This is a genomic window from Aliivibrio sp. SR45-2, assembly GCF_963890165.1.
GTDB lineage: Bacteria > Pseudomonadota > Gammaproteobacteria > Enterobacterales > Vibrionaceae > Aliivibrio > Aliivibrio salmonicida.
This window is the reverse complement of the sequence record NZ_CAWPRC010000161.1, coordinates 110,926-125,718: the sequence shown is the minus strand read 5'-3', so window position 1 is coordinate 125,718 and position 14,793 is coordinate 110,926. Positions and strand designations below refer to the sequence as shown.

Annotated in this window: 12 protein-coding genes and 3 tRNA genes; 9 read left to right on the top strand and 6 right to left on the bottom strand. The window is 39.1% G+C overall.

Translation table 11 applies throughout. The features are described from left to right. Positions 1-28: 28 nt before the first annotated feature. The 9 genes from AACV33_RS12850 to AACV33_RS12810 all read left to right on the top strand — a co-directional run bounded on the left by AACV33_RS12850 (position 29) and on the right by AACV33_RS12810 (position 10,761). The gene (locus tag AACV33_RS12850) at positions 29-1,579 is read left to right on the top strand and encodes a type I restriction-modification system subunit M (RefSeq protein ID WP_182699323.1); all 1,551 of its coding nucleotides are present in this window, start codon (positions 29-31) and stop codon (positions 1,577-1,579) included. An 8-nt stretch (positions 1,580-1,587) separates the two neighbouring features. Continuing rightward, positions 1,588-2,865 carry a restriction endonuclease subunit S gene (locus AACV33_RS12845; protein WP_220488484.1) on the top strand — a complete coding sequence of 426 codons (1,278 nt, stop codon included), beginning with the start codon at positions 1,588-1,590 and terminating at the stop codon, positions 2,863-2,865. A 163-nt stretch (positions 2,866-3,028) separates the two neighbouring features. Next, complete coding sequence (locus AACV33_RS12840; protein ID WP_182699322.1) at positions 3,029-5,962, top strand: type I restriction endonuclease subunit R; 2,934 nt, start codon at positions 3,029-3,031, stop codon at positions 5,960-5,962. Between the two features lie 230 nt (positions 5,963-6,192). Continuing rightward, positions 6,193-6,384, top strand: coding sequence for a hypothetical protein (locus AACV33_RS12835; RefSeq protein ID WP_182699321.1), 192 nt, complete (start codon positions 6,193-6,195; stop codon positions 6,382-6,384). A gap of 172 nt (positions 6,385-6,556) precedes the next feature. Further along, a complete protein-coding gene (locus tag AACV33_RS12830; RefSeq protein WP_182699320.1) occupies positions 6,557-7,603 on the top strand; it encodes a DNA-methyltransferase in 1,047 nt (348 codons plus the stop codon). 185 nt (positions 7,604-7,788) lie between these two features. After that, positions 7,789-8,088, top strand: coding sequence for a hypothetical protein (locus tag AACV33_RS12825; RefSeq protein ID WP_017020795.1), 300 nt, complete (start codon positions 7,789-7,791; stop codon positions 8,086-8,088). 250 nt (positions 8,089-8,338) lie between these two features. Next, on the top strand, positions 8,339-9,178 hold the full coding sequence (locus tag AACV33_RS12820; RefSeq protein WP_182699319.1) for an isopenicillin N synthase family dioxygenase: 840 nt from the start codon (positions 8,339-8,341) through the stop codon (positions 9,176-9,178). Between the two features lie 162 nt (positions 9,179-9,340). Beyond that, a complete protein-coding gene (locus AACV33_RS12815; protein WP_182699318.1) occupies positions 9,341-9,835 on the top strand; it encodes a GNAT family N-acetyltransferase in 495 nt (164 codons plus the stop codon). A gap of 110 nt (positions 9,836-9,945) precedes the next feature. After that, entirely contained in the window at positions 9,946-10,761 is an 816-nt protein-coding gene (locus tag AACV33_RS12810) for a 5'-methylthioadenosine/S-adenosylhomocysteine nucleosidase (RefSeq protein ID WP_017020793.1), read from the top strand. 52 nt (positions 10,762-10,813) lie between these two features. Here AACV33_RS12810 and AACV33_RS12805 read toward each other — a convergent pair. The 6 genes from AACV33_RS12805 to AACV33_RS12780 all read right to left on the bottom strand — a co-directional run bounded on the left by AACV33_RS12805 (position 10,814) and on the right by AACV33_RS12780 (position 14,724). Then, positions 10,814-10,904, bottom strand: a tRNA-Ser gene (locus AACV33_RS12805). 283 nt (positions 10,905-11,187) lie between these two features. Next, positions 11,188-11,895, bottom strand: a complete 708-nt coding sequence (locus tag AACV33_RS12800; protein WP_182699317.1) for a carbonic anhydrase — start codon at positions 11,893-11,895, stop codon at positions 11,188-11,190. 306 nt (positions 11,896-12,201) lie between these two features. Beyond that, positions 12,202-12,278 (bottom strand) — tRNA-Asp (locus tag AACV33_RS12795). A gap of 38 nt (positions 12,279-12,316) precedes the next feature. After that, positions 12,317-12,407 (bottom strand) — tRNA-Ser (locus AACV33_RS12790). Between the two features lie 264 nt (positions 12,408-12,671). Continuing rightward, positions 12,672-14,477 carry a DUF3413 domain-containing protein gene (locus tag AACV33_RS12785; RefSeq protein WP_065612040.1) on the bottom strand — a complete coding sequence of 602 codons (1,806 nt, stop codon included), beginning with the start codon at positions 14,475-14,477 and terminating at the stop codon, positions 12,672-12,674. A 19-nt stretch (positions 14,478-14,496) separates the two neighbouring features. Beyond that, on the bottom strand, positions 14,497-14,724 hold the full coding sequence (locus tag AACV33_RS12780; protein ID WP_012549815.1) for a YejL family protein: 228 nt from the start codon (positions 14,722-14,724) through the stop codon (positions 14,497-14,499). Positions 14,725-14,793 lie beyond the last annotated feature (69 nt).

The window sequence follows — 14,793 nt, the reverse complement described above, 5'->3', positions numbered from 1 at the left end:
CTCCTATTTACTGAGGATTAGCAAAATCATGGTTCGTGAACACCAAAAAGAATTACAAAAACAGCTCTGGAGCATCGCCAACACTCTGCGTGGCAATATGTCTGCCGACGACTTCCGTGATTACATTCTAGGGCTTATCTTCTACAAGTACCTATCAGACAAACTAAACCGATATGGTGATAAGTTGTTATCACAAGATGGAATCAAATTTTATGAGTATGAGAATCATTTAGATAGCGATGATAAATTATACATGCAAAAACAGTGCGTCGAGAACCTTGGCTACTTCATTGCCCCTAAGCAGTTATTTTCAAGCCTTGCTAAGCGTGGAGAAAAAGAAGAATTTATTATTCAAGATCTTGAACGTGTACTGGTCGATATTGAACGCTCAGCAACAGCTGGCGATTCTGCTGATGATTTTAACGGTCTGTTTGAAGATCTTGATTTAAACTCAAGCAAACTTGGCAAAAACCCAGAAGCAAGAAATAGTAAAATTGCACAGGTACTTATTCACCTAGAAAATATTGATTTTCACCTTGAAAGCACAGAAATCGACATTTTAGGTGATGCTTATGAATACTTAATTGGTCAGTTTGCTTCTGGTGCAGGTAAAAAAGCGGGTGAGTTCTATACGCCTCAACAAGTTAGTAAAATCCTCGCCAAAATTGTAAGTCAATCAAGTAATGTAAAATCGGTTTATGACCCAACCTGTGGGTCAGGTTCTTTGCTTTTACGTGTGGCTAAAGAGGTGAATAACGACAATTTAACCTTCTACGGTCAAGAGCAAAACCCAAGCACCTTTAACCTTGCTCGCATGAACATGCTGATGCACGGTGTGCGTTACGATAAGTTCGATATTAAGAACGATGACACCCTAGAGTACCCAATGCACTTGGGTAAGCGTTTTGATGCCGTAGTTGCCAACCCTCCATTCTCTGCTAACTGGAGTGCAAGTGATCTACATTTAAACGATGAACGTTTTGCTGACTACGGTAAGCTTGCACCTAAGACTAAGGCTGACTTTGCCTTTGTACTGCACATGGTTCATCAGTTAAACGAAACAGGCACACTAGCGGTTGTAGTCCCTCACGGTATCCTTTTCCGTGGTGCGGCTGAAGGTCATATTCGTAAGCACCTTATCGAGAATAAAAACTACCTTGATGCGGTGATTGGCTTACCTGCGGGTATCTTCTTCGGTACGGGTATTCCAACTTGTATTTTAGTCTTTAAGAAGACTCGCCAACATGCAGATAACGTATTGTTCATTGATGGTTCTAACCATTTTGAAAAAGGCAAAGCGCAAAACCATCTGCGTGAAGAGGACGTTATTCGTATTGTGGAAGCCTACAGCAAGCGTGAATCAGTCGATAAGTATTCGCATGTTGCTGAGCTGTCTGAGATTGCCGAAAATGACTACAACCTCAATATTCCTCGCTATGTGGACACCTTTGAAGAGGAAGATGCAGTCGATCTTGATGCGGTAGCAAAAGACTTAACCGATCTTGAAATTAAGATGCATTCAGTGGATGCGGATATCGCTGATTTCTGTTCTAAGTTAAATATCAAAGCGCCGTTTTAAGGGGAGTCATGATGAATTCAACACCAAGACTTCGCCTTACTGAGTTTAGTAAAGCCCCCCAATACACTCAGTATAACTTTGACGATATTTTTGTATTTTCCTCTGGAAAGAACATTAAGAAAAATGAAGCATCACCAGAGTATAATACTCCTTGTGTAAGGTACGGGGAGCTTTACCACATGTATGGTGAAGTTATTACAAATACTATTAACTGCACAAACTTAGACCATTCAGAGCTTACGTTTAGTTACGGTAACGAGATTCTTTTGCCATCAGCAGGAGAAGATCCCCTTGATATAGGTTCTGCCTCAGCATTAACCCTAAAAGGGGTCGCGATAGGTAGAACTATTAATGTACTAAGACCAAAGGGTAATGTTGATTACTCTCATGCTTATGTGTCTTATTACATAAACGAAAAATTAAGGAAGAAAATATCAAAGCTTGCTAGAGGGGCAAGTATTAGTAATGTATACAACTCTGATTTAAAAACTCTCAAAGCTAACTTGCCCGAAATATTTGAACAACAAAAAATCGCCTTTTTCTTATCAAAGGTCGATGAGAAAATCGGACTGCTGTCAGAGAAGAAAGATAAGCTCACCGAGTACAAAAAAGGTGTGATGCAGCAGTTGTTCAATGGCAAGTGGCACGAGCAAGACGGACAACTTACTTTCACGCCACCCACGCTACGATTCAAAGCCGATGATGGCAGCGAGTTTCCTGATTGGGAAGAGAAGAACTTGGGCGATTACTTTAACTTTAAGAAAGGCGCTCCACTATCCAAAAGTGACCTTACAGACACTGGGTCCAATGTTTGTATTCATTACGGTGAGTTATTTACAAAGTATAGGGAGGTAATCAGAACAGTATTTAGCAAAACAAACGTCACATCTACAAAGTTAGGCTTTGTTGGGGATATTTTGATGCCTACTTCAGATGTAACACCAAAAGGTTTAGCTAGAGCGTCTTGTTTACTTGTCGATGAAGTTGTTCTCAGTGGGGACTTAAATATTTTACGACCAAAAACTGAACTTAATAGTGTGTATTTCTCCTATAAAATAAATCATTTTAAGAATGAGGTTATCAGGCGTGTTTCTGGTACAACTGTAAAGCATATCTACGCTAAAGATATTGATAGTATTAAGTTTAAAACACCAGTTTCTATTCAAGAACAAACCAAAATGGCTAACTTCTTATTGGCTATCGACCAGAAAATAGAACTAGTCAACTCGGAGCTTAATAAAACCAAAGAGTGGAAGAGAGGCTTATTGCAACAGATGTTCGTTTAACTTTGCTAATTGAACTGTCAATGGCGTTAACGGCTTTCACTCACCCTAGTCTCATAGGCAAGCTATGAGACTAGGGCTTAGTTCAATTGCTGCCTTGTTGACAGCCCAATTATCTGCGTTAAAAAGTAGGTAATCGTTAGTTGGATTTAGAAAAAGAAGAATTATGAGCACACAATCAGAAGAAAAACTTGAAAATGACTTAATCACTCAGCTTACCTCAGCTGACTTTGGGCCAGTCAAGATAGAGAATGCCGCCGCGCTTAAAGCGAACCTAAAGGTGCAGCTTGAACGCGCAAATAAGATTACGCTAACCGAGCGTGAATTTGAGAATGTGCTCATTAGTCTTGAAAAAGGCAACATCTTCGACAAATCCAAACGCCTCAAAGGTAAGGTAGATGTGGTGCATGACGATGGTACCATCAGCTACCTCACTTTGCTGAGTACCGACGCATCAAAGAATATTTTTCAAGTGACTAACCAAGTCACCATGCACGGTAAATATGAGAATCGCTACGACGTTACTATTCTGGTGAATGGTTTGCCGTTAGTTCAGATAGAGCTTAAACGCCGTGGCATTGAGATGGCTGAAGCATTCAACCAGATCAAACGCTACGACAAGCACACCTTTGGCGCAGAAGGTGCGCTGTTTAATTACATACAATTGTTTGTGATATCTAATGGCGTGAATACAAAATACTTCTCAAACAACCGTGAGTTGTCATTTAAACAGACCTTTCACTGGACAGATGTAGACAACAACAAGATTAATGTGTTGCACCAATTTACTGATGCTTTTTTGAATAAAGAACACCTGACTAAAATGCTCAGTCGCTACATCGTTCAGAATGAAACGGGCAAGTTCCTAATGGTGCTGCGCCCTTATCAATTTTATGCCGTTGAAGCGATTGTAGAGCAGGTTAAGACCAGTGATAAACATGGTTATATCTGGCATACAACAGGCAGTGGTAAAACCCTAACCAGTTTCAAAACCGCCCAAATATTATCGAGATTAGATAACGTCGATAGAGTGGTGTTTGTCGTTGACCGTAAAGACCTCGACTATCAAACCGCCAAAGAGTTTGATGCCTTCCTAAAAGGCAGTGTCGACAGTACAGGTGACACGAAGAGTTTATTAAACCAATTCCTTGGATCTCGACCTGTTCCTAAGATAGCAGCATCTGCTCTCGGGAATAGCGTCAGTGATGGTGAAGTGCTACAACAAGTCACAGAATATTCACCGATTTACAGCAGTAATGTGAATCGTATTAATAAGCTGACTATCACCACGATTCAGAAGCTGAATAACCTGATTACTAAGTCTCGCTTCAAAGGGCAAGTTGAACACTTGCGCCAAGAGCGCGTAGTTTTCATATTCGACGAGTGCCACCGCAGTCAGTTTGGTGAAACCCACCAAAATATCGTTCAGTTCTTCAAGAAAGCTCAGCTTTTCGGCTTTACGGGAACCCCAATTTTTAGAAAGAACGCCACCGCAAAGAAAGTGGAAGGTAAGGGAGTACAGAAGAGAACCACCAAAGATCTGTTTGGTGAACGTCTGCACAGCTATGTTATTGTCGATGCGATTCGAGATGACAACGTACTACCTTTTGCGATTGAGTATTACGGCAAGCTAAAGCACAAACAATCAGGCTTGGATGCGGATGTATCTAGCATTGATATCGCGGAGTTCTTCAGTTCTCCTAAGCGTATAAAGCAAGTCTGTGAGCACATCATTGGTATTCACAAATTCAAAACCAAACACAAGTTCAACGCGATGCTATGTGTGGCGAGTATCCCTGATTTAATCACCTACTACGATACCCTTAAGGCTCTCAAGGCAGAAGGTAAGCATAAGCTTAATATCGCTACTATCTTCAGCTATGGCGTCAACGAAGCTGAAGAATTTGAGGGCGAAGTCAATGTTAAAGGCTTAGAGGAAGCGAACGCTAAGGTGCATAGCCGAGACAAGCTAGATTCCTACATTGGGGATTACAACGAACAATTTGGTACGAGTTATTCAACCCAAGATACCGACAGCTTCTACAACTATTACAAAGATCTTTCTAACCGAACTAAAAATGGTGAAGTGGATATTTTACTTGTCGTGAACATGTTCCTGACGGGATTTGATGCACCAAGCCTGAACACCATCTACGTAGATAAGAACCTTAAATATCATGGATTGGTTCAAGCTTTCTCTCGCACCAATCGACTGAATGGTACAGTGAAATCACACGGCAACGTGATGTGCTACCGCAACTTGAAACCACAAGCCGATGAAGCGTTCGCGTTGTTTTCTAACAAACAACCGATAGAGTACATCGAAGTACCAGATCTTGACGGTTTGACAGAAGACTTTGCCAAAGCACTGGAAGCATTAAGAATAATAGCGCCAGATGTTCAAAGTGTTGATAGTCTGCCAGATGAAGACATGCAGGCAGGGTTCATTAAACAGTTCCGTATCTTGATGCGTTTGAAGAACCAACTTGAGACCTTCAGTGATTTCGATATTGAAGCGCTAGGTATTTCAGAACAAGAGTTTGTGGATTACGCTTCTAAGTACGGTGATTTAGCCAGAGAGTTGAAAGGCAACCCGTCCGATAAAGAGTCAATTCTTGCTGACATCGACTTTGAATTGGAGCTACTTCAACGTGACAATGTGAACGTAGGCTACATACGCCATCTTCTGCAAACCATGCTAGAAGAATCGTGTGATGATGCCAAAGATAAGAAGCGTCAGGTTATCGCAAACTTACTCGCTTCTGAGCCAACACTTCATAGTAAGCGCCATCTTATTGAAGGGTTCATTGAAAAAAGCTTACAGGGCTTAGTACAAGGGGCTGAATTTGATGAGTACATTGAAGAACAAAAACAGTTGAAGATGCGCAAAATAGCGGAAGAAGAAAAACTTGACCCACTTAAGTTAGATCAAATTGTGTTTGATATTGAACAAGGACTTAATGTTGAAAGTTTAAAATCTGATGATATTGCTAAATTGACTACAGAAAAAATGACATTTCGTACTCGTAGAACTATTTTGCCAAGAATTACCGAGAGGCTAAAAAGTTTTGCGGCTACTTTTATTGAGGGATTTCATTAACTTTGTAAGCTATTTTAAGGCTGTAATTAGTATTGGTGTTTATTATTCTAGACTTAAGTTACATAACCAATTTTAAATAATTGGTTATGTAACCTGGCTAATTATGCGCTTTTATATCAACAATACATTCCCCATCACACTTTCAAATCCTTCCTAAATGAATGACTAGCTTGTCCCAATCACTCCATATTAGTGTCACGACACCTTAATTACTCAAGACAGGTGTTCAAATGCTACCCATAAAAAAAGGTCAACAAGCCATAGTGCAACACATTATTCAACAAGCCTCATTTGAAGAAGTTACGCCAGATAAAATAGTTATTCCGAACCAAAGCCTGACACATATCCAGTTTCTTTTTGAGCAATTAACTATGTTTGGTTATCTATCAAAACTTACAAACGGATGCTATGTTCGCGCTTAAATGTAACTGTGTTTATATACAGTACTTATTTGTTTTGATAAGATGATTTTGTTTTTATGCCTTGAGTACCTGAGACCCAATAGATTATTGGAGAGGAAGCATATTAACCAACTCAGCCACTACTTGTGGCTGGGTTCTTCTGTATTCAAGGCTCTATTTTATGGAGTATCGAATGCAAACAAATACATTACACAATGGCCAATTGCAGCTCATTAACGCAGATTGCCTACACTACCTTAAAACCTTACCTAATAATTCAATAGATCTCATCCTTACCGATCCCCCTTATTTTCAAGTAAAGAAAAACGCATGGGATAACCAGTGGCCTGATGTTGAAACATTCCTTGCATGGCTTGATGAAGTGCTTGTCGAGTTCTGGCGAGTATTGAAGCCTTCTGGCAATTTATACCTGTTCTGTGGTTCTAAACTAGCGGCTGACACTGAACTGCTTATCCGCTCTCGTTTTGATGTATTCAATCATATCGTATGGGCGAAACCTTCAGGTGTGTGGAGAAGGGCACACAAGCCTCATCTGCGTTCATTCTTTCCCTCTACTGAACGTATTATTTTTGCAGGCCATTATGATGCAGAAGGTTTTGCAAAAGGGTGCAGTCAATACGCAACAAAATGCACTGAGTTAAAGAAAGCAGTATTTAAACCATTAATGGATTATTTCAAGAGCGCGAAAGATTCTTTAAATATTTCAGCCAAAGAAATTAATGAAGCCACTGGTACGCAAATGTGCTCGCATTGGTTTTCTTATAGCCAGTGGAAGCTGCCTACAGAAAAACAATACCAACAACTCCAGGACTTATTTGCTGACAAAAGCGGTGAGCTATCTCGCAGCCATGCAGAGCTATCTAATGAATACAGTTTGTTGAATAACGAGTATGGGGAATTATTAAAAGAATACAGTGAGCTAAAAAAAGAGTACGAAGAACTGCGACGACCATTTTATGTGACTGATGAAGTGCCTTATACCGATGTTTGGACATTTGCACCAGTTCAGTATTATCAGGGAAAGCACCCTTGTGAGAAACCTGCCGATTTACTTGAACATATCATCTCAACAAGCAGCAGAGAAAATGCGGTCGTGTTGGATGCGTTCATGGGATCTGGTTCAACAGGGCAAGCTTGCTTAAAGCTGAATAGAAAGTTCATCGGTATTGAGATGGAAGAGGAGACTTACGTAACAACGGTTGATAAGTTGTCGAGTTAGATCCGCTAAGGTTCTTGGTATATAATTCTTGGATGAGACATATTATGTCAAAACATTAATTATTGAGATGTAGTCACTGTTGAGACACTTAATTTATAGTAGAGGTTTAACCCATTGTTAAATATTGAATTTTATTTATGTGTTCAATGTGATCACATTACGAATCATCCAAATAGATAACGTGTATGTCTGATAAACCAAAAACACAAAAACCTGACCGTAAAACTGCGATGCTGAATATCATCGAATTAGTGAAAGCGGATTTTCCATTTGATGCGCCAGAAGCTCAGATATGTGGTGATACGTGTGTTGGTTGTCCGCGTAAATTGATTGAATTGGTGGAAGGTGAATTATTGTATTGGGAGTCTTACGTTGAACGTGGAGAAATCCCCAATTTTTCAGAGATCGAAAGTTTTGCCAAACTGTGTAAAAACGTTCGTCGTGGCTTAGTTAGAAATGGAATTTTAGAGCCGCTACCAAGGTAACTTAGTACTATCAAAATTTAATAATTACCCGCTATTGTTAATCGATAGCTGGGTAATATCCCTCCATGAATGTTCTTCTTTTTCTCTTCATTGTTGTTACACGGAATACTTGTGTTTCTCTATGTAAACAAATTGTTGTCTGTTTTTAGACATTAGCGCTTGAGGCTATCTGCGCATCTTAATACAATTTAACAATACATTATAAGAAACAAATAATAGAAACCAGTCAGCCAACAATAAGATAATTATTATGAAATTAGAAGCGATCGATTACACTGCTGAAAATGCAGCAGAGCTGTTTGTTAAGTCATTAAGAGAAACGGGATTTGGTGTACTGAAAAATCATCCAATTCAACAAGATCTTGTACAAAGTATTTACGATAATTGGTATTCATTCTTTAATAGTGAAGAGAAAGAAAATTTTCAGTTTAATGTAGACACGCAAGATGGTTTTTTCCCAGCCTCAGTGTCTGAAGTTGCGAAAGGTCATACAAAAAAAGATATTAAAGAATACTTCCATTACTACCCTGCAGGGCAATGTCCTGCTGAATTGAAAGCACAAATTCAAGAGTATTATGATAATGCGAATACTTTAGCATCAGAATTGCTTTCTTGGGTTGAAGCGCACTCACCATCAGACGTGTCTGAGTTATTCTCTCAATCGCTTTCTAGCATGGTTGAGCAGAGTGATAAGACCTTACTTCGTATTCTTCATTACCCACCGTTAGAAGGCGATGAGGAGCTTGGTGCTATTCGTGCTGGTGCACATGAAGACATCAATTTATTAACGATACTTCCTGCCGCTAATGAACCAGGTTTGCAAGTTAAGACAAAAGAAAACGAATGGTTAGATGTGCCGTGTGATTTTGGTAATCTAATTATTAATATTGGCGATATGCTGCAAGAAGCGTCAGAAGGGTATTATCCATCAACAACACATCGCGTTGTGAACCCTGAAGGTGCTGACAAAACAAAATCTCGTATTTCACTGCCTTTGTTTTTACACCCTAAACCAGATGTGGTTTTATCTGAACGCCACACCGCAAATAGTTATTTGATGGAACGTTTACGTGAGTTGGGCGTAATTTAGTTGCCCTAGTAGTTTATAAAAAGCGAGTAGCCTTGGTTACTCGCTTTTTTTGTATCTGTGTGACCTAGATTGTCTATTGATGTTTACTCTGTGGAGGGGCGCGTACATAAGTGATTTTATTTTTCTATAATGACATGAGATGAAAAATGAAGGAGTAAAGATATGGAATATCGAATCGTCAAGATAACCCCTGAACATGATAATGATATTTGTTACATCATCAAAAATGTTGGCGTTGAGTTTGGTGCGGTAGGAGAGGGTTTTGGCCCTTCAGATGATGAGGTTCTTGAAATGAGTAAGCATTATCATGAAAAGAATCGAAGCCGATATTTAATACTATTGCTGAATGGGCGAGTTGTTGGCGGTTGTGGTATTGCCCCTTTTGATAGCAGTGAAACGACCTGTGAGCTAAGAAAACTCTTTTTGTTACCAGAGGCTCGTGGGCGGGGTTTTGGTAAAACCATTGCAGATAAAATATTAAACTTTGCTAAAGAAGCGGGTTTTACTCAATGTTATTTAGATACACTTTCAAGTATGAAATCAGCCGTTAAATTGTATGAGAATTTGGGTTTTGAGCATTTACCAAAACCGATTGATGGAACGTTACATAATGGTTGTGATGTTTGGATGTTAAAAAGCTTAGTTAAGGAAAGGTAGATTCGATATCCTTTTATAGACAAAAGCAATCGTTTGCTTATATTGTCTATTCATGTATTATCCGCCGCATATTTTCGTGTAACAATGTAATTCAAACAGGGTATAAATATATGAAAGGCTTTCGTTGTTGTTTTATTGCTTTAACTATGATGTTTTCATTTTCGGTAAGTGCAATGCCACAACCCATTCTTCTTCAAGGCGCAATGGATATTGAAGTTGAGTATATGGTTGCTCAATTGGAAAATAAAAAAGAAGAGACGATTGGGTCTTGGACTTTTTGGGAAGGAACAATTGACGGCTATCCAGTGGTTGTCTCAAGAACGGAAGTGGGTATTGCTAATGCTTCAGCCTCTACCGTACTTGGGATTGAAAAGTTTTCACCAAGTATGATTGTTAACCAAGGTACATCGGGTGGACATGATCCTGAATTGTATCGAGGTGATATTGTTTTAGCTGTAAAGAGTTTCAATATGGGGGCAAACCGCTCTGAGTTTTCTGAAGCGAGTGCTGGTATTCAACCTGAAAAATGGAAAAATTTTACCGTTACTATGCGTCTTAGAGAAGATAACAAGCTAGTTGAGCATGATGCATTTTACTCTGAACCAACATTAGTTGATTTTGCTTTCGAGAATGTAAGTCACCCAGGTAAAGGTAAGGTAGTGAAGGGCGTGATTGGAACCGCTGATGAATGGAATCGCGAGGTGGCGAGAATTAACTGGTTGCATAAAACATATCAAACTTCAGCTGAAGAGATGGAAAGTTCTTCTGCTGCGTTAGTTGCTAAGGCTTACAATATTCCGTTTATAGGTATTCGTATTTTGTCAAACACTGACCTACACAATCAAGATTTTGATCCTGAGACCGCAACCGTGAATCAGAAGTACGTGATTGATTTTGTGAAAAAGTGGGTTGCGAGCCAAAAATAAATTTACTTTATATAACGAAAAAGCCCCAGCATTTCTGCTAGGGCTTCGAAATTGGTGGAGGGATAGGGATTTGAACCCTAGAACCGCTATTAACGGTTGCCGGTTTTCAAGACCGGTGCTTTCGACCACTCAGCCATCCCTCCAACGCCGTGAATAATAGGCGTAAGCCCTCATCATGTAAAGCATTCTTTTAAATATAAAAATCGTTCGCTCTAAATTCGATCAGATCGAGTGATTTTAAAGCGAAAATTAATGTTTTTTGTTTTATACCCACTCCAGTACTTCTCTGTTTATTCTTATTTGTTAAATCACTTAAGCGCGATGTTAAAAGTTTTAATGGTAAAATAACTACTTATCAGAACGTTTACTTTGCTCTTAAGTGATTTTTCTTCGTAATAAATAGATAGCTACGTGAGTTGAGTGGCCTTATTTTAAAATCGGCCGAGCGTTTATTGCTTGAGTCGGACGATTATTACCATTATAAAGCGCTGTAAATTGTGCTAGCTGTTCTGATGATATCTCAATAGGGTTTTTCATCACTAGCCAAGTAACCCCTTCTGAACAAGGTGGGGTAGTTAATGAACCGTTGAAACGGTAATAAGCTTGATCACGAGGAAGAAGCTTCGTTAGATCTAATTGATTTTCAAGATCTACTTGCCCTGATTGTGGCATTTTAGCCCATATTTTTGTCAATTCAGAATTAGGTTTTCCTTCTTTTAGCATCACTCCAATAACGGCAAGGTTGCCATCTTTATCTGCATGGACTAAGTGCATTTCTAATGGGAATGAGTGACCCTCAATGAGGTTTTCGCTTGGGGCATGGAAATGAAGTTGTAAAAGCGTAAAGGTTTTCCCTTCAATTTGAATGGATTGCTTTACGTCAAAATTAACTTGTACCGTATGTCCATTATTGACGACATTTTTTCCCGCTTTTGAATAGTTGAAAATAATTGGGTCTAATGTGCTCTCGATAGCGTGAGTAATATCTATCGGTGACTGGTTTACTCCTGATTGACAGGTTCCATGCCAATTTGTGGGTGCGGTTTCACCTGAGTAACTCCATTCAGAGGCAGAGACAGTGTAGCTGGTTGATAGAACCGTTAAAGCCGCTAACGTTGTAATGATTTTTTTCATGGTATTTATATAACCTTATTGTTTTAGATAATCACCGATAGGCTAATATAAATACAATTTGGTTGATAATAGTTTAAATGAAGTTTTGCAACCTACTTCCAAATATTTGAAATGTTTTGATCGTTTGTTTTATTTTTAAAACATTTATAAAGGAAGATCGATTACACGGATATTGATGGGTAATCGTGAAGACGTTAATAATGTTTTAGAGAATAATGGTGATGGATAAGGAGGGCGTTTGAATTGTGATTTCATAATTAGCAGATACAAAAAAGGCATCGTCTTTAGACAATGCCTTCGTTGTATTGGCGGAGCGGACGGGACTCGAACCCGCGACCCCCGGCGTGACAGGCCGGTATTCTAACCAACTGAACTACCGCTCCAATTTTTTGAAACCCAGACTCTATCTGAATTTCGAAAGTGGTGGAGGGATAGGGATTTGAACCCTAGAACCGCTATTAACGGTTGCCGGTTTTCAAGACCGGTGCTTTCGACCACTCAGCCATCCCTCCAGTGCGGTGAATAATAGTAATATCCTTGCTTTTTGTAAAGCATAAAATTAAAAAAAATGACTGACTGCTCTATTTTTGTGCGTTGTGCTTTATTTTTAACTCATTTTGTCTTTTTTTACTCTATTAATTACTCATGCTTTTATAGGCATGTTAACTATTTCGTGTGAAAAAATGAATTATAAACAGAGAGATATAAAAAATCCCTTTATGAGTAAAGGGATTTTTAGTGTATTACTTTTTCAGAATTAATGCTTTTCGCAAGCGTTAGTTCTTTGGGTGATAAAAGCGTTTTAGCTCTGAAATACCTTGCATTAATAATGATAATTTTGGTTTTTCATCACGCAGACGTTGATAATTTTCATCGTATACTTTGTAGTTACCAAATTTATCAATGACGACGGTATTTTTGTCTGTAATTAATGCAATGTTTTGTCGGTCACCAGCAAGCAACCAACTGCGATCATCATTAGGACTAAATAAATTTATGCCGCTACTGTAGCTTTCAGCCGGTGTTGTTGTGCTAAGAAATGACTCCATTAACGTTGGCGTTAAATCGAGATGACTTGAGCGTGTAGTGATCAGTTCAGGTTCAGCATTGGGCCAATGAATAAGCATTGGAACACGTAATTGATATTGGCTAAAGTTTGTGTTTGAGCCCCAACTATTACTATTTGTTTCATCAAATTCCATACCGTGATTTGATGTAATAATTACGATGGTTTTTTCCCAATCAGGAGATTGCTTAAGTGTGTTTAATACTGCTTTAAGCTGTTGATCCGTTTTTTGAACTGCTTTACGGTAGTTCGCTTCAAAGGCATGTTGACCTGCATTCGTTGATATTGACCCTACATCATCATATTCAGACACGGCAGTCAGTTCTAAATAGCTAAACCAAGGTTGATCTGTTGTTTGTTGAGTAAACCAAGTATTCCACTGGGATATGGCTTTAGTATCGCTCATCTTCTCTGGTTTTTCTGCTAACTCTCCATGAGTGAAGATAAGCTGTTTATAAAGAGAAGAGTCAAAGTCATCACCACTAAATAAACCAAAGGTATAATTACGATTATGTAATTCCGCTAATACTGGCGACGCTTTATGCGAGTTTCGGAAGTTATCAACGTAGCTGCCTGGTAATCCATAAAACAAGCCAAATAAACTGGTTGGATTATTACTGGCGCTGTAGTGATTATTATAATTTAAATTATTTTGAGCAAAACGAGTTAGGTTTGGAGTGTCAGTATGGTTCAGCGTATCGGCTCTTAGGCTATCGACCATAATAATCTGAAGGTTATACTCTTTTTGCTTGCTTTTAAATTTGATCGGTTCAAGAGGGTATCGCATGGCTTCTGTTGCGCCACCAGTTCCTTCGTCTTCGATTTGTTTTGCTAACGCTTCACGATCAATAAAACCATGCTTCTCTAAGAATGAGCGAGCCGTCATTGGATAAGACAGTGGGAAAGTCGCGCGTTGTGCTGTGACTGGGCCATAAGCAGATGCATCTGCCCAAGTATGAATTAGGTGGCTACCAATAAAGGCAACTGAAAATAAGATGGCAAAAGGGCGACCGACTTGTTTATGGGCCAATTTACGTAGTTTGTTCCATACCCATTCAGACAGAGATAGCTGCAATAAGAAAATAACGGGTACAACAATAAATAAATATTGCCACTGGGTATTTAAGTTTGATTTATCATTATTTAGCAGCATATCCCAGACTAAGGGGGTTATGTGCAAATGAAGGTTTTGATAAGCGTAAGTATCAAGCAGTAATAAGGTCATGCCTGCAGTAGCAATGATGACACTCAATACACGCATTAATCGTTGAGATGGGGTAATAAACGTTAAGGGAAACAGAACAAGTATATAGAATCCAAAAACGAGAAAACCAAAATGACCTATCCAGTTTAAAACCAGATAGGTCTGACCGAGAAGAGTTTCAGGCCATGGTGATTGCGAAATGTAACGCGAACCAATAAGCATTGCTGCAATGATATTGAAAAAGCTGAACCAGTGGCCCCAAGTAATTAACTTGGACACTTTATCGCCGTATGTATTTCCGCTATCGACCATGTGAATTGAATTCTCGCTCTTAGTGAGTTTTTGGAATATCTAATGAGCTAAGCAGCGCTTGAGCAAATTTTTCAGCGATAATTTTACGCTGTTCTGCTGGCACTTCTTGGTTTAGTACATTAGTCGCAATGTTACCAACCAACATTAGAGATAGATCTGCAGGAGCACGATGTTTATCTAATACATCGACCATCTCTGTTAACATTTGTTCAATTTGTTTGTTGCTGTATTTCGAAGTAATAGCCATAAGTCTTTTCAGTTAATGATAGTGAAAGCGGCTTATGATAACCTACTATGTACGTCAACTAAAAACCTT

Excerpts from the sequence above, each read along its gene's own strand:
- AACV33_RS12785 (WP_065612040.1), bottom strand. The coding sequence starts at position 14,477 with ATGGTCGATAGCGGAAATACATACGGCGATAAAGTGTCCAAGTTAATT.
- AACV33_RS12845 (WP_220488484.1), top strand. The coding sequence starts at position 1,588 with ATGATGAATTCAACACCAAGACTTCGCCTTACTGAGTTTAGTAAAGCC.
- AACV33_RS12820 (WP_182699319.1), top strand. The coding sequence starts at position 8,339 with ATGAAATTAGAAGCGATCGATTACACTGCTGAAAATGCAGCAGAGCTG.
- AACV33_RS12780 (WP_012549815.1), bottom strand. The coding sequence starts at position 14,724 with ATGGCTATTACTTCGAAATACAGCAACAAACAAATTGAACAAATGTTA.
- AACV33_RS12835 (WP_182699321.1), top strand. The coding sequence starts at position 6,193 with ATGCTACCCATAAAAAAAGGTCAACAAGCCATAGTGCAACACATTATT.
- AACV33_RS12800 (WP_182699317.1), bottom strand. The coding sequence starts at position 11,895 with ATGAAAAAAATCATTACAACGTTAGCGGCTTTAACGGTTCTATCAACC.
- AACV33_RS12815 (WP_182699318.1), top strand. The coding sequence starts at position 9,341 with ATGGAATATCGAATCGTCAAGATAACCCCTGAACATGATAATGATATT.
- AACV33_RS12850 (WP_182699323.1), top strand. The coding sequence starts at position 29 with ATGGTTCGTGAACACCAAAAAGAATTACAAAAACAGCTCTGGAGCATC.
- AACV33_RS12825 (WP_017020795.1), top strand. The coding sequence starts at position 7,789 with ATGTCTGATAAACCAAAAACACAAAAACCTGACCGTAAAACTGCGATG.
- AACV33_RS12840 (WP_182699322.1), top strand. The coding sequence starts at position 3,029 with ATGAGCACACAATCAGAAGAAAAACTTGAAAATGACTTAATCACTCAG.
- AACV33_RS12830 (WP_182699320.1), top strand. The coding sequence starts at position 6,557 with ATGCAAACAAATACATTACACAATGGCCAATTGCAGCTCATTAACGCA.
- AACV33_RS12810 (WP_017020793.1), top strand. The coding sequence starts at position 9,946 with ATGAAAGGCTTTCGTTGTTGTTTTATTGCTTTAACTATGATGTTTTCA.